We start from the raw sequence: 21,508 nt of genomic DNA on the forward strand, positions 1-21,508 counted from the left end.
TCTTTCTTCTGACTTCTTCCCTCTTCCTTGTGACTTTTCAAATCAAGCAAAAGGCGAGCCTATTTCTCATTAGCGCGCCTCCAAATAAAATTTTATTTTGTTGTCAAACGTAATTGAGGAGATTGTTCCGGTTGAAACAAATCATGAAGCCGTCTTGCTAGCGCGGCGACGGCGTGCTGCAACCAATCCGCCCAAGCCGAGAGCCAAACCAGTCATTGTCATCGGTTCGGGAACTGCTTCTGCGCTCACGGTGAAGTCTTGGAAGTCTGCGTCGTTGCCGCCGCCGCGATCGTCAAAGGAGATTGTTGTGCCTTTGCCTTTGTCAAACAGAGAACTTAATCCGTCTGTGAAACTTCCAGCCGTTCCGAATTTGTTCGTTTTTTCTAGGTTGAGGTCGCTCCAAAGTGGCGAGCCGCCAAACACGGCTTGCTGGCTGCCACTGTTCAAGGCTGAGGTTGAGTAGACACTACCACCCCAGCCGCTGTCGAGCCCCAAAGTGTAAATTTGATTGGCCAGGAATGTGAATACTACGGGACCCGAATCCAAGACTGTATTGCCCAGAGTTCCTTTCCATTCGTTCTCGTTCCAGTTGTCTGAGGATTTAGTTTCCGAAAACAGGGTCTTAACTAAAGAGACCGCCGAGTCCTTCACACTGTAGACTCCCACAGAGGATTGGTACATTCCGTGAGATTCTTTGAAGTTAAACTTGACGCTTGTATCTTGGCTGAATGTGATGCCGTTGGTACCAAAGGAGAAGGCCTGAGCTGGAGCTCCGGCGCCAAACAGAGCTGTGGCGGCTGCGGTAGCTGTGAGGGCGGATAAGAGTTTGGTATTCATAACCTGTTCCTTTTGTGCGAGGGTCTTAATAATTTCATTATGCGATACTTTGTTTGTATTTGGTTCACTTTAGGTAAAGTTTGACATATTCTTTATCAAGCCTTTACATGACCTTCACAAATGCTGTCGATCGCATCTACCTGCGGGCTATCGATCCCTAACAATACCCACTAAATAATTATAAAAATTGTGGCTTGAAACCTTGCAGTTGCGGGCATGGGAGCGCGGGTAAGCCCAAGTGATTTAGAGCGGGATTATGCTAATTTTTTATGAGATTATCAAGTCTAAATCATCAACAGCAAACACTTAAGTATAAATACGGTCATATTCCTGTGTACTGACAGTTAAAGGAGTTTTCTATTAACCGCAAACTGGGAATATTTGTTTTTTGGGACTTGTATAGGGGAGTTAAAGTAGTTTATCTATCGGGTAAATTACCTACAAAATGCGATCGTTGGGTCTACGTATTTTGGTTAAATTAAATAGATCCCGTGGCGTGAGATATCCCAAAGACGCGATCGAGGAGATGCAATTTCTACAGACTGAAGCGGTAAAAGAGCGAATTGCCCCTCAACAAAGATTGTGTAGAGAAGCTCTGGCCCGGTCCTTGCTCCCGATCGCCCGCATCAAAAAAGACCGCTGTAGCGTTCCTCTGCCCAAGGTTCGCCCCGCTGGTGGTAGCCGTTGCGTTCCCAAAAACCGAGTTCTTCGGTTTCTGTAAACTCCAGGCCGTTAATCCATTTAGCGCTTTTCCAAGCGTACAAGTGGGGAACTACGAGCCGCATTGGGCCACCGTGGTCTGGGGATAGTGGTTCGCCGAAGACCGTGTGGGCGAAAAAGTTTTCTTCTCGGAGGAAGTCGGCGATCGCAATGTTGGTAGTGTAGCCACCGTAGCAGTGTTCCATGACGTGCAGAGCTTTCGGATCGACTTCTACATACTTCAAAAAATCTGTGACTTTGACTCCCGTCCACTGCACATCGAGTTTCGACCACCGAGTGACGCAGTGAAAATCCGCAGTAAAGTTAGTTTGGGGCATTGCCTGGAAGTCCGACCAAGTGAAGGTTTGTGGTTTGGCCAATCCCCAGACTTTAAATTCCCAACTCTCAATACTAACGGAGGGTGTATCTCCGTAGGTCAGCACAGGAAAACCGTTGGCGAGGTATTGACCAGGGGGGACGCGATCGCTATTTTCTGATTCTGGCTTACGAAAAAATTTGCCCAGCATTGATTCACGCTCTACAGTAACTGACTGCAATCCTGAGTATAACTTGCAGAGATGAGCGCATCGCAATTCATCTCAAGGTAGAAAGCTTTCATCACTTCTGCCGAAATAAAAATCCCCAAATCATGCTTTATGCCCGCCTAATTCTGCCTTTGGAGAGAGCCGAAGCTAAAAATTTTTAAAATTTATCACCCCAGCGTATGAATTACCTAACCTTAAATTGTATCGTAATTAATGGTGCATTTCCGAATCTTTGATGTATTGTTACAATATGCTCAGACGCCATATGTAAAAAAATTGATGGGGTAAAAATCATGATCACAAGTTGCTTGATTCCGTTGACGGTATGCTTGATTGCTTGGTGGGTGACTGCCGGGACTGACAACAGAACGCTAGACGGAATTCCGGCTCCCATAGCTGCAATTATTGGAATGTGTTCGTTAATTTGGTTGGTGGCGGTGTGTCCTTGGCCTGTTGAACTCGCTCTAGTGTTGGCGGTGCTGGTTTTCGGCAAAGCTTATTTGGAAGATCTCTTGAAAGTCGGCTGAATTTTCAGTGCTAGCGCTCCTAGATTTGCGGGAGCGCGATCAGGTAATGCTACTTTGTGGAAATTTTCGCTATTTGTCTCGCTATGTTCTCATAGGAGGTCGCAAAGGTGGAATCAACCCCAGCATTGGTGAAATTAAATTTAGATATTTCGGTTAAAAATTAGAACATAAAGATCGACAGAGAAACCCGGTTTATCTAAGATAAACCGGGTTTGTGGGGGGCTGAAATTTTCACAGATCCCGCAAGACTTGTTTAGAACTTAGGCACTCGGAACCCAAGAAACCGGGTTTATCAAAAATTTGGGTTTAAAACCCTGTCCTTCGCTTGACGGCTTTAATTTCTTAAATCTATTCCAAAAAATCCGGTAATTGCTGGTTTTGTAGTAGATTAGAAAAGTCAAGGTTAAACTCCTTCGCCCGAAGTGAAACAGAGACTCAGACACACTTTTAGGCGTAAACCGGGGGACAAAGAGCGGCGAAAACTCTATAAACAGTCAGGGACTAAACAAAACAGCCCCAACTCCAGTAAACAAAATAATTTTCTTTTTGTTAAGTAGGGTAGGGCATACCCGAACTAATGATCAATATTATAGTGCGCTTTTGGAGACAGACCCGCGCTTGGTGGCTGCGAATCAGGCTCGTTAATTGGTAGGTTTCTACCGTTAAAAGGTCGGAGTATTGCCTTTCATGACGCAACACTTAAATGTTATTCGCTGAATTAAGAATCCCCTCGCCTTTAGGCAGGGGAGTGTCAAGAGTCCAAGACTGTTGTTGTATGTGCGTCAAATGGCGAGCTGTTAAATTGGCAAGCGATTGATATCTTTATTAGAACCAATTACTACCATCACCTCGCCCTTGCTCAAGCGTTGGTTCGGCTGCGGATTGATCTCGAACTTGTCGGTGCGACCGACTGCTAGCAAGTTCAAACCATACCTGCGCCGGAGCTCCAAATCCGAAATTGTTTTACCGTCAAATTTTTCAGGAACGAGTAACTCAACTATGCTGTGATCTGGGTCGAGGTCAAAGCGTTCTAAAATGCTGGGTTTTGTAAGAATTCGGGCCAAAGAATGGCCCATTTCTCGTTCTGGAAAAACCACATGATCTGCGCCGACTTTTTGCAAGATTTTCAAGTGAGTTTCCGAGGAAGCTTTGGCTATTACGTGACTTACCCCGCCTTCCTTAAGATTTAGGGTGGTGGTAATGCTTTCTGCTAGGTAATTGCCGATCGCCACAATCACCGTTTCAAATTCAAATATACCCGCTCCCCTAAGAGCGCTAGGCTCCGTAGAATCTAACTGTAAAACGTGAGCAGCTATACGATCGTTCAAAGCTTGAGCTACTTTTTTTTCGTCGGTGTCAACCCCGAGGACTTCGTAACCCAAGTCATGCAGGGTCGAACACACAGCTTTGCCGAAGCGTCCCAAACCAATAACTGCAAACTGCTTGTTTTCGACGCGCAAACCGCTAAAAAAATTCAAAGATGACAGGTTCACTCAATATCCAGCGCTGAAAGTCTTGCTTTTTAAATTGTAGCAAAGACAGCGCCGCCTCCTTTTGATTTGTGACTAAATAGTAAAAGTTGATTTGGGTTGTCACCCATTGTTTAGATTATCAGCAACGAGGCAGGATTTTTTTTATCCCACTAACAAACTTTCCTCAGCATACTTAAAAGACCTGGGTTTGGGATCGCCGAAGGCAGCACTCATCAGCAGCAACACGCCAACCCGACCTATGTACATTGTAGCAATCAAAACCAGCTTACCGATCGCTGAAATCTTGGCTGTAATCCCTGTGGAAAGACCGACCGTGGCAAAAGCTGAAACTGCTTCATACAGCGCTGCGATAAATTCTACTTCGGGATTGGTCAGCTCAATTAAAATTGCAGATGTGAACGCGACCAACATGGAACCGAAGACTACACTAATGGTTTTTAGAATCATTGCTGGCGGGATTTGACGCTGATAGCACTCCACATCTTCCTGGCCTTCGAGAACTGCTGTGGTACAGCAAAACAATATTCTAAAAGTTGTGGTTTTGATTCCGCCGCCGGTGCTGCCAGGACTGGCGCCGATAAACATCAGCGCGATAGTCAGAAATAGCGAGGCTTCGCTCATTTTGCCAATGTCAATTGTATTGAATCCCGCCGTGCGGGGAGTAAGAGATTGAAACCAAGCTGCCATCACTTTTTGAGGAAAATTTAGAGAGCCGAAAGTTCCTGGGTTGTTGTATTCCAGCACCAAAAAGGCTAGCGTTCCTAAAATTAAAAGGACAGCCGTTGTAGTGGTAACAACTTTGAAGTTCAGGGAAAAAACTGTGCAGATAGGGCTTTTCTTCAAGCGATCGCGCAGCCACAGGTACATTTCCATAATTACTTCATAGCCGATTCCGCCAAATATGATTAAACCACCGACAGTGAAGTTAACCATAGGCGAATTGATGTAGCCGATCAAATTATCTGAATAGATGCTAAAACCCGCGTTGTTAAAGGAATTAACGCTGTGAAATATAGCAGACCACACACCCTCTTTAAATCCGTATTGGGGGACGAAAACCGTCATCAGCAAAAACACTCCTGTTAATTCAAACAAAAGTGTTGTTGCTAGAATTGACTGCACCAGTTGTACTACGCCGGCTAGCCCGGATTTGTCGAGAGATTGTTGCAGGGCAATTTTGTCTTTCAAGCCAAAGCGGCGGCCCAATAACAGCAGCAAGAAAGTCGTGGCTGTCATGTAGCCCAAGCCTCCTATTTGCACCAGTAAAACGAGGCACAGTTGCCCCCAAAAAGAGTAATATTTTCCGACATCCACAACCGACAAGCCGGTGACGCAGACAGCGGAAGTAGAGGTAAACAGTGCTGTTATTGGATCGCTCCAAGTTCCATCAATTGTGGAAAAGGGCATCATCAGTAGTAGAGCACCTGCGGTGATGACGGCGAGAAAGCCCAAGCAAATGGTTCGCGAGACAGTCATTCGATTTTAGATTTGAGATTTTAGATTTGAGATTTTAGATTTTAGATTTGAGAGGGAACCGACAAATCGATTTTAGATTTGAGATTTTTCGATTTGAGAGGAAACCGACAAATCTATCCAGGGGTATAAATAAGGATATCTCGGTCTGGGGAATGCCGATCGACCGATCGCACCAAATCGCCACATTCCATGACAACATCGGGAAAATAACGGTAGAATTCCTTTAATAACTTGCGATCTGGCGATGACATCAACACTTTACCAGCAAATTCAGGAACTCTACGACGCTTCTAGCGGTTTGTGGGAACAGGTGTGGGGCGAACATATGCACCACGGTTACTACGGCGCGGATGGGAATTTGAAAAAAGAGCGCCGACAGGCTCAGATAGATTTGATCGAAGAATTGCTCGGCGAGGCTGGAGTACCGTCAGAGAAGGCACTCTGCGAACCTTACCGCATTTTAGATGTCGGTTGCGGAATCGGCGGTAGCACGCTTTATTTGACTCAAAAGTTTAGTTCGATCGCCCAAAATAATTTAAAGTCGGATGGTGAGGTCGATCGAGATTTTGGGCGATCGACCGAACAAAACAAAACGGGCGCTAGCGTGACGGCCACCGGCATCACCCTGAGTCCGGTACAGGCCAACAGAGCGACTGAACGCGCTAAAATTGCAGGACTCGAAAGCAATGTTAACTTTTTAGTAGCAGATGCTTTGAATATGCCTTTTCCTGACGAGTCCTTCGACTTAGTTTGGTCCCTCGAAAGCGGCGAACATATGCCCGACAAAATTAAGTTTTTGCAGGAATGCTGTCGCGTGCTCAAGCCGGGAGGAACTTTGATGTTAGCAACTTGGTGTCACCGCCCGGTGGGAGAAACGGCGGGAGAATTAACTGATGCAGAAAGAAAGGAGTTGGCAGAAATTTACCGGGTTTATGCTTTGCCTTACGTGATTTCTTTGCCGGAATATGAGGAAATTGTCCGCAGTTTGCCTTTTACAAGTATTCGCAGTGCTGATTGGTCAAAAGCAGTTGCTCCGTTTTGGGATGTGGTGATCGATTCTGCATTGACTCCGAGCGCAATTTGGGGTTTGCTGACGAGCGGTTGGACAACTGTTCAAGCTGCACTTGCTCTCGGATTGATGAGCCGGGGATATGCGAGCGGCTTGATTCGTTTCGGACTGATTTGTGCTGTAAAATAAATCAGAAGGAAGAAGGAAGAAGGAAGAGGGAAGTTCGGCAACGGATTATGTAACGGATGTAACGGATGTAACGGATGTAACGGATGTAAGTCCGTCGGAAGAGGGAAGAAGGAAGAGGGAAGAAGGAAGAGGGAAGAAGGAAGAGGGTTCGGTCGATGATATTTATGGCGACAAGTTCAATTAAGTAAGGTGGATAATTTCCACTTTACTTAATATTATTTCTGGTGCGTTTGTAGGATTTATGGGCAACGATTCGATTGATAAGTCTTGGATTGATAAAGATCAAGATGGCTCGGCTCCGCAAAGTTGGGTGATGGCATTTTGGGAGTTTTCTCGGCCGCATACGATTGTGGGGACTACGTTGAGCGTGCTGGCTTTGTACGCGATCGCCCAAAGCGCACAAATGTTTGTGAATCCGATATTTTTGCCCCTTGTTTGTGCTTGGTTGGCTTGCATTTGCGGCAATATTTATATTGTGGGATTGAACCAGTTAGAAGATGTTGAAATTGATAAAATCAATAAGCCGTATTTGCCGATCGCCTCTGGAGCATTTTCTCAAAAAACTGGGGAATCAATTGTAGCTGTAACTGGAATTTTGGCAATTTTGATAGCTGTTTTGCAAGGGCCGTTTTTGCTGGCTACTGTTGGTGTTAGTTTGGCGATCGGGACTGCTTATTCTCTGCCGCCAATTCGGCTGAAACGGTTTCCTTTTTGGGCGGCGCTGTGCATTTTTACGGTGCGGGGGGCGATCGTCAATTTAGGGCTGTTTTTACACTTTAATTGGGTTTTGGGTTTGGGAAGGGCGAAAAGCGCTTTTTCGGGCTGGAGTTTGGAGAGTGTGTCTTTTGCGATTCCTGCGGAAGTTTGGGTGCTGACGGTGTTTGTGGTGGTGTTTACTTTTGCGATCGCCATTTTCAAAGATATCCCCGATATGGAAGGCGACAAGCAATACAATATTACTACGTTTACGATTGAGCTGGGCAAGCCGGCCGTCTTTAATTTGTCTCGCTGGGTGTTGACAGTTTGTTATTTGGGCGCGACTGTGGCGGGAGTCATTGTCTTGTCTAATGTTAATTTAGTGTTTCTGGCAGTTTCTCATTTGGCGGCTTTGGGTTTGATGTGGTTTTGGAGCGCGAAAGTTGATTTGGATGAGCAAAAAGAAATTGCGGATTTTTATCAGTTTATCTGGAAGTTGTTTTTCTTAGAATATCTGATTTTTCCAGCAGCTTGTTTGTTAGGGTAAATGAAGGAAGTTCGGCAGCGGATTTTGTAGCGGATGTAACGGATGTAACGGATTTAAGGGAGGTCATTTCAGAACCGATTTTGTAATCACTTTAATAAATTTAAAGGATTTAACAATGTTGAGGGAAGAAGGAAGGAAGAGTTAACAGATTAGAATAAGTTGCCAATTACAAGTTAGCGAACTCCCAAACAACAAAGATAACTATGGCTTCTAAGAAAAAACTGCAAAAATCTGCCGTTAAACAGAGTGCTGAAGACTGTTTGAAAAGAGCTTGGGAACATCACCAAGCGGGGCGTTTGTTAGAAGCTGAAAATTTGTACCGGCAAATCGTAGAAGTCGAGCCGGATTCAGCAAACGTGCTTTGTTTGTTGGGAATAGCGCTGAGACAGCAGGGAAAAGTTGCTGAGGCGATCGACTTTTACGAACAGGCGATCGCCCAAAACCCCGATTTTGTAGAAGCACATTTAAATAAAGCTCATGTTTTGATGGATGTAGGCGAATATCAAAGGGCGATCGTTAGTTACGAACAAGTTATCAAAATACAGCCAAATTCCGCACTCGCCTGCAATAAATTGGGCTGGCTCAAACAGCAATTAGGCGAAACAGACGCGGCAATTGTATATTACCAAGCAGCGCTAAAAATCGACCCAAACCTGGTTGAAGTCGCCCACAATTTAGGTAAAATATTTACAGAAAAAAATTTCTTAAACGATGCAGCAGCCTGTTACCTGCAAGCTTTACAAATAAATCCTAAATTGATATGTTCTCTGCTAGGTTTGGGAAGGGTTTTGCAGCAGCAAGGCAAATTAGCCGAAGCTTTTAACTGCTACCAGCAAGCTGTAGAAATAGAACCAAACAATCCCGACGCTCAGAACAATCTGGGAGCATTTTATCACGAACAAGGCAATACAAAAGCAGCCATAGACCACTACAGACAAGCATTAAACTTAAAGCCTGACTTCGTGGATGCTATTAACAACCTTGGACACGCTTTGGTGGATTTAGGAAATTTTCAAGAAGCTTTTTCTTGTCACCGTCGAGCCTTGGAATTACAGCCAGACAACGCCACCGCACACCTCGAATTTAGTTTAACTTTGCTGTTGTTCGGAGATTATCAGCGCGGTTTTGCTGAATACGAGTGGCGGTGGCGCACTCCGACACTACAACCGAGGCAATTTATACAGCCGCTTTGGGATGGTTCGGATTTGCAGGGAAAAACTATTTTACTGCACGTCGAACAAGGCTTGGGCGATTCGATTCAGTTTATTCGCTACGCGCCGATTCTTCGCAGCCGAGGCGCTAAAATTATGGTGGCTTGCTATCCAGAACTGATGCGGTTGTTTGCGACTGTTGCCGGGATTGAATATTTATCAGTTAGTTTTGAGGGTTTACCAGTATTTGACTTTCACGCACCGCTGATGAGTTTACCCAGAATTTTGGGGACAACTCTGGAAACAATACCCGCAAATGTTCCTTATTTGACTCCGCCTGCTGAGTGCAAATTTGCGCTAGCTTCTGATGCCAAATTTAAGGTGGGAATTGTGTGGGCGGGGAATCCAACCAGGCGGAAAGACAATCAGCGATCTTGCAGTTTGAGCGATTTTATTCCGTTGTTTGAAGTGGCGGGAATTGCTTTTTATAGTTTACAAAAAAACTTGTCCGAGAGCGATCGCACTTTGCTCAATCACCACTTGGTGCCGGATTTAAGCCCGCACCTGAATGACTTGGCTGATACGGCTTCTGCTATATCTCAACTGGATTTAGTGATTAGTGTCGATACTTCTGTCGCGCACTTGGCTGGTGCTTTGGGAAAACCGGTTTGGGTGCTGCTTTCTTTTGCTCCTGACTGGCGCTGGCTGCTGGATCGCGAAGACAATCCTTGGTATCCAACTGCTAGGCTTTTCCGTCAAAGTCAGCCGGAAAGTTGGGGAGAATTGTTTCAGGATGTGCAGGCGGCTTTGAGTTTGTTGGCGATCGCCAATTCTACTACTTATTCCGAGGATAATACTAAAAATTTGTCCCTCGCAAAGACAGTCGATGCTGCGGCGCTGGAAATCACAAATGTTAGCTTGGTTGAGGATAGCCAAAAAATATTTTTGACAGCGGGCGAAGCGCTGGCCAACCGCGTAGCAATCGAGCAAATGCCGCCAATTGAAACATCTATTACTAGGGCGGCTAATGGGGAAAATTCGGTTGTTTTAGAGGATATGTTGCAGCAAGCCGAAAAGTTGATGGAAACAGGCGACAAGCAAGAGGCGATCGCCCTTTACGAACAAATCATATTTCTCGATCCAAATTGCGTGCAAGCCCGGATTAATTTTGGTTTTCTCAAACAAGAAAATGGCGAATTGGACGCAGCTATCCCGCATTACCGAGAAGCTTTAGCACTCGATCCAAATATTCCTCAAACAGCTTACAATTTGGCAAAGATTTTTGAGGAACAAGGTCAAGTCGCAGAGGCGATCGCACATTACGAACAAGCCCTTGTCGCCGATCCTGATTTCGTACCCGCACTGATAAATTTAGCGGTGGCGCTGCAAGAAAAAGGCAAACTTTTAGAGGCTGTAAACCTCTACAGGCGAGCGCTGGAAATTCAGCCGCATAGCTGGGAAGCTTACAACAATCTGGCAACTGTTTTGCAAGAACAAGGCAATTTAGAAGATGCCCTAGAATATTATCACAAAGCTCTAGAATTGCTGCCGGATTTTGTGGAAGCTATTAACAATTTAGGCAGGACTTTTCTGGAAAAAGGCGCGGTAGAAGAGGCGATCGCCTGCTACAAACGGGCGATTGTTTTGAATCCAGATCATGCTAGCGCTCACCTCAATTTGTCCTTGGCTTTGCTGTTGGCGGGAGATTTGGAAAATGGTCTGGCGGAGTACGAGTGGCGCTGGAAAATTAATGAATTTAAAATCGGTCATTCCTGTTTTTTGGCTGGGCCGGGAAATACAGTGGCGGCGAGAGAATACCGGCCGCTGTGGGATGGTTCCGATTTGCAGGGAAAGACTATTTTGCTGCACGCCGAACAAGGTTTGGGCGATTCGATTCAGTTTGTGCGCTACGCTGCGATCGTCAAAAATAAAGGCGGTAGGGTCATTGTTGGTTGTTACCCGCAATTGCAACGTTTGTTTGCAACGGTTGACGGGATTGATTTGCTAATAGTTAGAGGCGAGCCACTGCCGGAATTTGACGTGCAAGTGCCGATGTTGAGTTTGCCCTATGTTCTGGGTACAACGGTGGAAACAATCCCGGCAAATACTGCTTATTTATCTGGGAATGCGGGTGCTAAATTTGGGCTTTTGCCCGATCGCAATTTGAAAGTTGGGATTGTCTGGGCGGGGAATCCCAAACACCGCAAAAATATGCAGCGTTCTTGCAGTTTAAGTCAGTTTCTGCCGCTTTTGGACGTTTCGGGGGTAAGTTTTTACAGCTTGCAGAAAGAGGTTTCTGAGGCCGATCGCGCGCTGTTGAATCAAACTCCAATCGTCGATTTGAGCCCGCATTTTGGGGATTTGGCCGATACTGCTGCTGCGATCGCCGAATTGGATTTAGTGATAGCCGTCGATACCGCTGTCGCCCATTTGGCGGGCGCTTTGGGCAAACCGGTGTGGATTTTGCTGGCGTTTTCGCCGGATTGGCGGTGGCTGCTGGAGCGCGAAGACAGTCCTTGGTATCCGACGGCGCGGCTGTTTCGCCAGCCCAGCAGGGGCGATTGGGCGTCGGTTTTCACTCTGGTGGCGCAATCTCTGGGCCGCCTGGTTTCCCCAGCCTACGTGCCTTTGGCGGCGGCGGATGCAGAGTTTCGCTCTGGCCGAAATTTGCAGATGCAGCGCAATTTTGGCGGTGCGATCGAATGTTACGAGCGGGCGATCGCGATCGATCCAAATTACGCCGCCGCCCACAGCAATTTAGGCGTTGTCAAACAGTACGTCGGGCGCTTGACAGAGGCGATCGCGCACTACCAACAAGCGCTAGAAATCGACGGAAATTTGGCGGAAACTGCGAGCAATTTGGGCAGCGCCCTGGCGGAAGCAGGGGAAAATGCAGAGGCGATCGCACAATACCAGCGGGCGCTGTCTTTGAACCCGAATTGCGCCGAAGCGATGATTAATTTGGGGCTGCTGCGGGAAGAAGAAGGGAATGTGAATGAGGCTGTAAAGCTTTACCAGCAAGCAATTCAAGTAAATCCTGATTGCGCGGCGGCTTATTTAAATTTGGGAATTGCTTTGGAGAAACAAGGGGAGGAAGCGGGCGCGGATTACGATCGCGCGATCGCAAATTACGAACGGGCGATCGAGCTCGATCCCAATTATTTCGACGCTTTGCACAACTTAGCATACGCCTCGATCCGGCAGGGCCGAGTTGCAGATGCGATCGCCTATTACGAACGAGCTCTGGCGCTGCAGCCGGATTTGGCAGCAACCGATCTGGCTTTTGGGAATTGGCTGTCAAACCAAGATAAGTTAGATGAGGCTCTAGCCTTTTGCCAGCAAGCGATTCAAAAATATCCAGCCAGTGCCGCCGCTCGCTGCAATCTGGCAATTGTCCTGCACAAACAAGGTAAAATTCAAGATGCGATCGCCTGCTACCACCAAGCTTTGAGCCTGAAATCCGACTTTCCCGAAGCTTTGAACAATCTCGCTAAAGCTTTTGAGGAAGCGGGAAAAACGGCGGAGGCGATGGATTGTTACAATCGGGCGATCGAACTCAAACCCGGTTATGTCAATTCTCTCAACGGTTTGGGAAACATTCTGCACCAAAGCGGACAATTTGCAGATGCTGTCAGCTATTACGATCGAGCAGTTGAATTCAATATTGCCAACCCCGAATCTCACCTAAATTTAGCTTTAGCATTACTGCTGGCGGGAGATTTTGGGCGCGGTTTTACAGAGTACGAATCGCGGCTAGTAGTTGAAAAAAAACAGTTCCCGCAATACAACTTTCTCCAGCCGATTTGGGACGGCAAAGATTTGGATGGAAAAACAATTTTGCTTTGCCCGGAACAGGGTTTAGGCGATGCAATTCAATTTATTCGCTACGCAGAATTAGTCAAGCAAAAAGGCGGCCGGGTAATTGTTTGGTGTTTGCCGCACTTGCAGCGATTGTTTGCAGGAGTTGCGGGAATCGATCAGTTGATAATTAGTCCAGAAGCAGCGCCGGATTTTCAAGTTCGCGCGCACCTCATGAGTTTGCCGCACCTCCTGGGAACAACCTTAGAAAGTATACCCGCCCAGGTTCCTTATTTAGCTCCGCCTCCCGGCTTGGAATTTACTTTGAGACAAACTGCTAATTTGAAAGTAGGGATTGTCTGGTGCGGCAATACTAACAATTCACAAAATAAAGTGCGATCGTTGCCGCTCAATTTGTTCGCCAAAATTTTAGATATTCCCGGAGCAGATTTTTACAGTTTGCAAAAGGAAATGACAGCAGAAGAACGCGCTTTATTAGAGCAAATGCCCGTCACAGATTTAAGCTCTTATTTGCACGACTTTGCCGATACAGCGGCCGCAATATCGGCTCTGGATTTAGTGATTTCTGTAGATACTTCTGTGGCGCACTTGGCCGGTGCTTTGGGTAAACCGGTGTGGATTTTGCTGTGTTTTGTGCCAGATTGGCGGTGGATGTTGGAACGGGAAGATAGCCCTTGGTATCCGACGGCGCGCTTGTTTCGTCAGTCAACAGCACAAGATTGGGAAGGAGTTTTAGAAGTAGTTGGTTTGGCGCTCCGAGAAAGAGTTACTCAGCATCAGGAATCTCAACCAATAATACAAACTCAGCTTAATTTTGACTTGGCTAAGCAACAGTTCGATCTGGGAAATCTGCTGAAGTCGCAAGGAAAATTTATTGAGGCGATTTCGTGTTTTGAAAATGCTTTAGGTTTGCAGCCAAATTCGGTAGAGGTAGCCACCAATTTAGCGGTGACGCTGCACCAAATAGGCAATTTAACAGGGGCTGTAACATATTATCAGCGCGCAATCGAAATCGACCCAAACTGCGCTCTATCCCAAAATAACTTTGGTATTTTGCTGCAAACTCAGGGCCGTATAGACGATGCTATATCTTGTTTCCAAAAGGCGATCGCCCTAAATCCCCTTTACGTCAAAGCTCTCAACAATCTCGGCGCGATACTCCAGCAGCAGGGCAATTTGTCAAAGGCGATCGCCTGTTTTAATCAAGCACTTTCCATCAATGCCAATTACGTGCCGGTCATCGTAAATTTGGGCGCGGCCATGCAAGCAACAAATCAGCTAGAAGAAGCTAAACGCCTTTATTGTCACTCAATTGAAATAGAACCTGACAGCGCGGCAGGGCATTATCACCTGGGAAATTGGTTCTTAGAAAGGCACAAATTCGATCGAGCTTCGGTTAGCTTAGAAAAAGCCATAGCCTTACAGCCAAATTATGTAGAAGCGCTGAATAATTTAGGCACAGTATTAGAAGCAAATCACGAAGTAGACCGGGCAATTTTCTGTTACAATCGAGCTATTAGTTTCGATGAAAATTGTGCTAAAGCTCACTTCAATTTATCCTTGGCGCTGCTGTTAACAGGTGACTTGCTTCGCGGTTTTGCAGAGTACGAATGGCGCTGGCAAACCGATCAAGCAAAAAACATACAGTGGTTGAATTTCGATCGGCCGATTTGGGACGGTTCAGATTTGCACGGACAAACTATTTTGCTGCGCTGCGAACAAGGTTTGGGTGACGCAATTCAGTTTGTGCGCTACGCGGCAATCGTGCAGCAAAAAGGCGGCAAAGTAATCATTTCTTGCTATCAAGAACTCAAGCGTTTGTTCAAGCAGATTCCTGGCATCGAACAAGTGGCGGTGCGGATGGACGAATTGTCCGATTTTCAAGTGCAAGCACCGCTGATGAGCTTGCCGCACATTCTGGGAACAACTTTAGAAAATATACCGGCAAATGTTCCTTATTTAGCACCGCCGCCGAATTGGCAATTTTCCCTAAATTCCGTGAAGCGCAGCTATCCCGTAGGGAATCGCAATTTCAAAGTGGGGATTGTATGGGCGGGAAGTTCGGAACATTTGAAGGATTTTGTGCGATCGAGTTATTTAAGCTATTTTCTGAAATTGTTCGATATTCCGGGCGTAAGTTTTTACAGTCTTCAGAAAGAATTATCTGCGGGCGATCGTACTTTGTTAAGTCAAACTTCCGTAATAGATTTGAGCGAAAATTTGAACGATTTTGCTGATACTGCGGCGGTGATATCGCAACTAGATTTAGTAATTTCTGTTGATACTGCTGTGGCGCATTTAGCCGGTGCTTTGGGCAAACCGGTATGGATTTTGCTGTGTTTTGTGCCGGATTGGCGGTGGATGTTGCAGCGCGAAGATAGCCCTTGGTATCCGACGGCGCGGTTGTTTCGCCAGCACAAACCGGGGGATTGGGATGGAGTGTGCGATCGGGTAAAAATAGCTTTGCAAGAGTTAACAAAATCCTTGATTGCGAGTGAAACATCGCCATCGCCCAGTCTCGTCTCTGCCCAAAAACTGACAGCAGTTGATGTGGATTTTCACATAGCAAATGCTTTACGAAAACAAGGGAAACAAGCCGAAGCAGCCACTCGCTACGAGCAAGTAATTGTCGCCTCGCCAAACCACGCAGTAGCCCACAGTTATTTAGGTTATTTTAAGCAGGAAAACGGGCAAATAGCCGAGGCTATTTTCCACTACAACAAAGCCCTAGAAACAAATCCCAATCTCAGCGAAACCAACTTATACTTGGGTTCCGCCCTCGAAGAACAGGGAAAAGTCGCAGAGGCGATCGAATTCTATAATAAAGCAATTCAACTATGTCCCGAATCACCAAATTGGCGTTTGAGACGAGCGTTAGCTTTGCTTTTAACTGGAAATTTTGAGCGCGGTTTTGCGGATTACGAATCGCGCTGGCAAACTCAAGAATTGGAACCCAGATATTTCGAGCAACCGCTTTGGGACGGTTCCGATTTGCAGGGAAAAACAATATTGTTGCACCCCGAACAAGGTTTGGGCGACACCATTCATTTTATCCGCTACGCATCTTTAGTTAAGCAAAAAGGTGGCAAAGTTATTGTGGCTTGTCATCTGTCGCTGAAGCGTTTGTTTGAAAAAGTTGCCGGGATCGATATTTTAGCAACAAAGCCGCAAGATTTGGTGGATTTTCAAGTACAAGCGCCGCTGATGAGTTTGCCCCTAATTCTGGGAACAACTTTGGAAAATATGCCTGTAAATATTCCTTATTTAGCTGCGCCAGAGGATTGTAAAATTTCTTTAGAACCAAACAATCAGCTAAAAGTAGGTATTGTGTGGGCTGGTGGGCCGCTGCACCGCAATAACAATGAGCGATCGTGTAAGTTGAGCGATTTTGTGAAGTTTTTAGATGTTCCGGGAGCGAGTTTTTACAGCTTGCAAAAAGATTTGCCAGCGAGGGATTACGCTTTATTAAATCAAGAGCAAGTTCCAGATTTGAGCAAACATTTAGGAGATTTTGCTGACACTGCAGCGATTATTTCCCAACTGGATTTAGTAATTTGCGTCGATACTGCTGTGGCGCATTTAGCCGGGGCGTTGGGGAAACCGGTGTGGATTTTGCTGTCTTTTATGCCGGATTGGCGGTGGATGCTCGATCGCGAAGACAGCCCTTGGTATCCCACTGTGCGGTTGTTTCGCCAGGAAAAACCGGGTGATTGGGATGGTGTGGGCGATCGTATAAAAGCAGCCCTAGAACAGCTAATTATCTGTTCCCAAGGGGTGGGCACGCACCATCCACCGCCCCTACAGATTCTCCCAGAAACCCCGCCAAAAACAACAGGAATCGGCATCAGTTGGCCGCTCAGCATCACCAGCGGCTGGGGAATTTACGGCATGAATTTAACACTGCAACTGCTGCGAAATCCTGCCTGGGAAGTAGCACTTTTAGCACCGCCATCCATCACATCAGAATCAATCAATCCGCTGCACAAATCGCTGTTATTACCTGCAATAGAAAAGCAGAAAGATTTTCAGGAATTAGTAACCACAAATCCAGACAAACAGATTTCCTGCAACTTTCCCGTACTTTATGGTTTGGGAAATAATTTAGTTTCGTCTGGAGTTGAGAATCAAATTACCAGCGCTTGTCAAGTAGGAGTCATCTTTTTTGAAGACACGCGCATCACAGCAGAATCACTAGAAAAAGCCAAACAATACAGTGCGATTGTCACCGGTTCTAACTGGAATGCCGATGTTTTGCGAAGCTGCGGCTTGACTAATGTGGCGATGGTAAATCAAGGAATTGACCCGACAATTTTCCATCCTGCACCCAAATCTAATCTATTTGGCGATCGCTTCGTGATTTTCTCCGGCGGCAAACTAGAATATCGCAAAGGCCAAGACATAGTAATTGCCGCTTTCAAACAATTTCGCGCCAAACATCCAGAAGCGCTGTTACTAACAGCGTGGCACAACTTTTGGCCTCAATATATGCTGGGAATGGAACAAACCGGAAACGTTGCGGGATTTCCTAATATCAACCGCGACGGAAGTTTAGGAATTTCCCAATGGTTAGCAGCCAACGGTTTACCAGTTGAATCTTTTATCGACATCGGCTTAATTCCCAATCACCTCTCAGGACAAATTTTGCGAGAAGCCGACTGCGCTGTTTTTACTAACCGTTGCGAAGGCGGCACTAATTTAGTCGCAATGGAAAGTATGGCCTGCGGAATTCCGACTATTTTATCAGCAAATACTGGCCATTTAGACTTGATTTACAGCAATATTTGCTATCCTTTATCGCATCAGGGACGAGTTAAACCGACTGCTCATTTTCCCGGTGTAGAAGGTTGGGGAGAGTCGGATGTTGCAGAAGTTGTTGAGGCTTTGGATCAAGTTTATACTAATCGCGAAGTGGCAAAAAATCGGGGTTTAGCTGCGGCTAATTTTATGCTCGATTGGACTTGGGAAAAACAAGTTAATCGGTTTCTTGATGTTATACTAAATCTGAGATAAAACCTGTTGATAAGTGTCGGCGGTTGAAAGCGCATACAAACGAAGATAAAACCGGGCATACACAAACAAAATTCGCGCAACACGAGACTAAGAAATTGCAATTTCTGCCAATATTTTTTCAGCACTATTCACGCTGTCAATATCGTAAATCTCCCGGTTATAACAAACAATTTGTGCTACCAATTTATCATGGTATTGTTGAGCTTTTTCTAACATAGAACCATGAGTACGACGATAGTTGACAACTACTTCTCTCGTTCCCAAAAATGGAACATTGTGTCTATGACAATTCACCCAAAATTCCCAATCTTCGTAACCTTCTTTCATTTCAGTCTTGTACCCGCTGACCAAATTCAAAACAGATTTGTGATACAGTGAAGACGGGTGAATCATGTTAGATTGTTTGATGTTTTCGGGAGAATACAACTCGTAACTTGGTACTGTGCGATTTTCAGTGCCAAACATTTGATAAGAACCAAATGCTACGCAAGGTACATTTGATTTTAAACATATTCCTAAAAGGTCAGTTAAGGCGTTTTCAGCTAGGATATCATCAGCATCTAAAGGCATGATGTATTCACCGTTTGCTGCTGCTATGCCAGCATTTCTAGCACTTGAAAGCCCTTGATTAGCTTGTTCTATTAGCCTAATTTGATACTGGGGATTTGCTGCTATCAATTGTTTGGCGACTGTGCTAGTAGTATCTAAACTGCCATCATTGATAATGATTATTTCCCAATTTTTGTAAGTTTGGTTGATAACGCTAGTTACTGCTTGCGGTAAAAAATGAGATTGATTGTAACAGGGAATAATCACAGATATCAAAGGTTGACTTGCAAGCTGCGGCGAAGCTGCGACTTGCTTTACACTTTGTGGATGGTTTGAGTGTGAATTTTCGCTAGAAGTTCTAGCCACTTGTAAGCTGTAAAAATAAATCTTTGGATGGACGATCGCTAATTGATTCAGATCGGTATTTTGATACTCCTTCACTAACCTCGGATATCTCGACAAGTGTTCTTCTTTGACAAAAATCAAGATATTTTGAGCGTACCAAGGCTCGACTTTTTCATTGTTCCATATTTTTTTTCTCAAGCAGTCAATGACTACAAAACCGTTTTGTTGAAAGTAATAAGCCCAATATTGTGGCCACTGTTCGTTAAGGTGTTCGACACCGCCTTGAAATGGTATTGCTGCTGAAAACAAAATTACTGGTGCTAGTTTAGTTAGAGAATTAACAAAGTTTTCCGCACAGGTACTGGGTAAATGTTCCGCAACTTCCAGAGAAATTGCCAAATCAAACTTTCTTTCTACTTGCAGCGGTTGCTTTAAGTCGTAAGACTTGAACTGATTTAAAGGAATTTCTAAAAGAGTGCGATCGACATAATCGCCATCTATTCCCAAACAGTCAGCAATTCCCAACTTGTGAAACGCAGCTAACCAACCTCCCGTACCGCAGCCCACATCCACCACACTTTTAGGTAAAATGGGTTGCAGCAAGTCTAACAGCAGGGGAATAATTTCTCCAGCAGAAATGCGAGTTCCTTCTCCGATTAATTGGTAAAAATTTCTTGTATAAGATGACGGTGGGTTGTGAGTTTTTTTGCTGCTTGTTTGAGAATTAATTTTATCTAAACTGCTAATATTGTAACCGTGCAAATGTGCTGGCAAATTCCAGGAAATCTTGGGATCGGGTTGATGTTTTACCGGTTCGACATTCCCCCGCCAAGCTGCACCCATAATTTGCATTGTTTGATAAATTACAGTATGCCATCCCCTTTGTTTTAAATAATCTAAACCTTGAGCAACAGCGGGAGCAGCTAAGTCGTGAAATAAAATTATTGCATTTTTTTCTGCCAATTGTTCGCAGACAATAGCATCATTTAACGGGCCTGGCGCTCCGTGTTCTCCGTCAATAAAAATTAACGACCATTTGCGGTTAAATTGATTAGCTAATTCCTCTACTTTTTGGGGGCTGTAGCCGGGTACTAGCTTCACGGAAGTTTGCACGCCAGAGGCATTGAGAGCGCCTTGAATTGAATCGATGACGCTTTGTCGAATGTCTTCTCTTTCTAACAGCGGATCGATTACATCTAATTCAACTCCTGCGAGGGCTAAATGACAGGCAGACCATCCCAGCCAGCAGCCGATTTCTAAGGCTTTTTTTCCGGCAAATTGCAGGGCTGTATTGTACAAAATGTGTGCTTCGTCGCGGCTGAGAAATCCGACTGAACTAGCGCGGCGATCGACATACCAATTGTGCTGAATTTCCCGGCGTAGGTAGGGCCACGAACAAGTTTGAGTATCGCCGACAATCATGTTGGGAAAATAGGCATCTGGGAGAATAATTTTTAATCCGGGCGAGACGTAATCTCCGGCGGGTAACAAAGTATTGTTGTTCATTTCAGATTGTGGCGGTAATGTAATTTGTGTTGGTTTTAACTGTGGAGATAGTGGCTGTTGTATCGGTTGATAGCGGAGACTAATTTCTATTTGACTTCCGTCGGTTGTTGCTAATGTTACCAAGTCGTGCTTGTGACCGGTGATGTGCAGAATGCCGATCGCCCCGTGCGGCAAATACGGCTCCACAAAACAGGCTCGCTGCTTGTCCCAGACGGGCAAACCAAAGTTGCAGCTCCAGTTGCACCGAGCCGGCAGCATCTCTGTTTTGTCAAACATTTTAGTGCCGTAAACCAACCGATTTAAAGCTATTTGGTCAGTCATTAAAGAAACGTGCCGCTGCAATCCCTCTCCCAGATATTCCGCCCATAATTCCCAGTGCGGGGCATCTTTTTGCAGTGCGAAAACACCTGCATTGATGGTGGGATAGCTGTGCAACTGTTGGGCAACTTCTTCGCCAAAAGCTGCTTGATAATCACGGGAAACAAATTCCCAATACCAAGGCAGTTTGCCGTAAGCTAAATAATAGCCTCTGTCTAATTCTGGAACAACTGCTAAACCGCGTTTTGCCGCGCCTTTAACTAATAGTTCAACAGCTTGCCAATCTTGCACCCAAGCATCGGCATCTATCCACAGGTAGATGTCAAAGTCTGGGAAGTAGCGGCGCAGAAACGGACGTGCTAGAAGTCCTTTGAGATAGTGAGGGGATTCATTTCTGCCGGGAAAGTCAAAGTTCCAATCGGGTTTTTTAATGAAATTAACTTGTGTTTCCAGCCACTGCAATTGTTCGGGAGTGCAGCCGAGATCGAAAAAGCCGATCGCCACATTTGCACCCTCTGATTTTTCCCGCACTGATAATATAGTGCCTCGCACCAGTTCAAAGTAATTTGCATCGGCGGCCGTGATGATGATAATCTGCATAAATATAGGATTTTTGGTTAGGAATTGGGCATTGGGAATTGGGCGGAGCGAAGCGGAGGGATTGGGCATTGGGCATTAATTATTTGTTATTTGTTATTTTTTATTTCATGATTGCTCCTTCTTCCTTCTTCCTTCTTCCTTCTTCCTTCTTCCGACGGACTTACATCCGTTACATCCGTTACATCCGTTACA

At 45.5% G+C, this 21,508-nt stretch carries 10 protein-coding genes; 4 read left to right on the forward strand and 6 right to left on the reverse strand.

Features of this window, described 5'->3' with window-relative positions:
• Positions 1-141: 141 nt before the first annotated feature.
• Both QUA44_RS10680 and QUA44_RS10685 read right to left on the reverse strand, forming a co-directional pair.
• The gene (locus tag QUA44_RS10680) at positions 142-837 is read right to left on the reverse strand and encodes a PEP-CTERM sorting domain-containing protein (RefSeq protein ID WP_333250639.1); all 696 of its coding nucleotides are present in this window, start codon (positions 835-837) and stop codon (positions 142-144) included.
• A gap of 626 nt (positions 838-1,463) precedes the next feature.
• On the reverse strand, positions 1,464-2,063 hold the full coding sequence (locus tag QUA44_RS10685; protein ID WP_333250637.1) for a sulfite oxidase-like oxidoreductase: 600 nt from the start codon (positions 2,061-2,063) through the stop codon (positions 1,464-1,466).
• Positions 2,064-2,374: 311 nt separating this feature from the next.
• Here QUA44_RS10685 and QUA44_RS10690 point away from each other — a divergent pair, with 311 nt between their 5' ends.
• Positions 2,375-2,608 carry a hypothetical protein gene (locus QUA44_RS10690; protein WP_333250636.1) on the forward strand — a complete coding sequence of 78 codons (234 nt, stop codon included), beginning with the start codon at positions 2,375-2,377 and terminating at the stop codon, positions 2,606-2,608.
• Between the two features lie 797 nt (positions 2,609-3,405).
• Here the strand turns inward: QUA44_RS10690 and QUA44_RS10695 are convergent.
• From QUA44_RS10695 to QUA44_RS10705, 3 genes are all read right to left on the reverse strand, one after another.
• The gene (locus tag QUA44_RS10695; RefSeq protein WP_333250634.1) at positions 3,406-4,101 is read right to left on the reverse strand and encodes a TrkA family potassium uptake protein; all 696 of its coding nucleotides are present in this window, start codon (positions 4,099-4,101) and stop codon (positions 3,406-3,408) included.
• Positions 4,102-4,242: 141 nt separating this feature from the next.
• Complete coding sequence (locus QUA44_RS10700) at positions 4,243-5,577, reverse strand: TrkH family potassium uptake protein (protein WP_333250632.1); 1,335 nt, start codon at positions 5,575-5,577, stop codon at positions 4,243-4,245.
• A gap of 113 nt (positions 5,578-5,690) precedes the next feature.
• Positions 5,691-5,828: a hypothetical protein gene (locus tag QUA44_RS10705; RefSeq protein WP_194065878.1), complete on the reverse strand. Its 138-nt coding sequence runs from the start codon at positions 5,826-5,828 to the stop codon at positions 5,691-5,693.
• On the opposite strand from QUA44_RS10705, the gene QUA44_RS10710 reads away from it, so the two are divergent.
• The 3 genes from QUA44_RS10710 to QUA44_RS10720 all read left to right on the forward strand — a co-directional run bounded on the left by QUA44_RS10710 (position 5,822) and on the right by QUA44_RS10720 (position 17,998).
• Positions 5,822-6,775 (forward strand): methyltransferase domain-containing protein, encoded by a 954-nt coding sequence (locus tag QUA44_RS10710; protein ID WP_333250630.1) that lies wholly within the window; start codon positions 5,822-5,824, stop codon positions 6,773-6,775. The two genes, QUA44_RS10705 and QUA44_RS10710, sit on opposite strands and share 7 nt — an antisense overlap.
• Positions 6,776-7,016: 241 nt before the next feature.
• Positions 7,017-8,018 carry a homogentisate phytyltransferase gene (locus QUA44_RS10715; protein ID WP_333250628.1) on the forward strand — a complete coding sequence of 334 codons (1,002 nt, stop codon included), beginning with the start codon at positions 7,017-7,019 and terminating at the stop codon, positions 8,016-8,018.
• A gap of 203 nt (positions 8,019-8,221) precedes the next feature.
• Positions 8,222-17,998, forward strand: coding sequence for a tetratricopeptide repeat protein (locus tag QUA44_RS10720; RefSeq protein ID WP_333250626.1), 9,777 nt, complete (start codon positions 8,222-8,224; stop codon positions 17,996-17,998).
• Positions 17,999-18,085: 87 nt separating this feature from the next.
• Here the strand turns inward: QUA44_RS10720 and QUA44_RS10725 are convergent, their stop codons facing one another.
• Complete coding sequence (locus QUA44_RS10725; RefSeq protein ID WP_333250624.1) at positions 18,086-21,385, reverse strand: glycosyltransferase; 3,300 nt, start codon at positions 21,383-21,385, stop codon at positions 18,086-18,088.
• Between the last annotated feature and the right edge of the window lie 123 nt (positions 21,386-21,508).

This window comes from Microcoleus sp. N9_A2, assembly GCF_036701775.1.
Lineage (GTDB): Bacteria > Cyanobacteriota > Cyanobacteriia > Cyanobacteriales > Microcoleaceae > Microcoleus.

Coding starts and splice junctions, on each gene's coding strand:
- QUA44_RS10680 (WP_333250639.1), bottom strand. CDS start 837: ATGAATACCAAACTCTTATCCGCCCTCACAGCTACCGCAGCCGCCACA.
- QUA44_RS10685 (WP_333250637.1), bottom strand. CDS start 2,063: ATGCTGGGCAAATTTTTTCGTAAGCCAGAATCAGAAAATAGCGATCGC.
- QUA44_RS10690 (WP_333250636.1), top strand. CDS start 2,375: ATGATCACAAGTTGCTTGATTCCGTTGACGGTATGCTTGATTGCTTGG.
- QUA44_RS10700 (WP_333250632.1), bottom strand. CDS start 5,577: ATGACTGTCTCGCGAACCATTTGCTTGGGCTTTCTCGCCGTCATCACC.
- QUA44_RS10710 (WP_333250630.1), top strand. CDS start 5,822: ATGACATCAACACTTTACCAGCAAATTCAGGAACTCTACGACGCTTCT.
- QUA44_RS10705 (WP_194065878.1), bottom strand. CDS start 5,828: ATGTCATCGCCAGATCGCAAGTTATTAAAGGAATTCTACCGTTATTTT.
- QUA44_RS10715 (WP_333250628.1), top strand. CDS start 7,017: ATGGGCAACGATTCGATTGATAAGTCTTGGATTGATAAAGATCAAGAT.
- QUA44_RS10720 (WP_333250626.1), top strand. CDS start 8,222: ATGGCTTCTAAGAAAAAACTGCAAAAATCTGCCGTTAAACAGAGTGCT.
- QUA44_RS10725 (WP_333250624.1), bottom strand. CDS start 21,385: ATGCCCAATCCCTCCGCTTCGCTCCGCCCAATTCCCAATGCCCAATTC.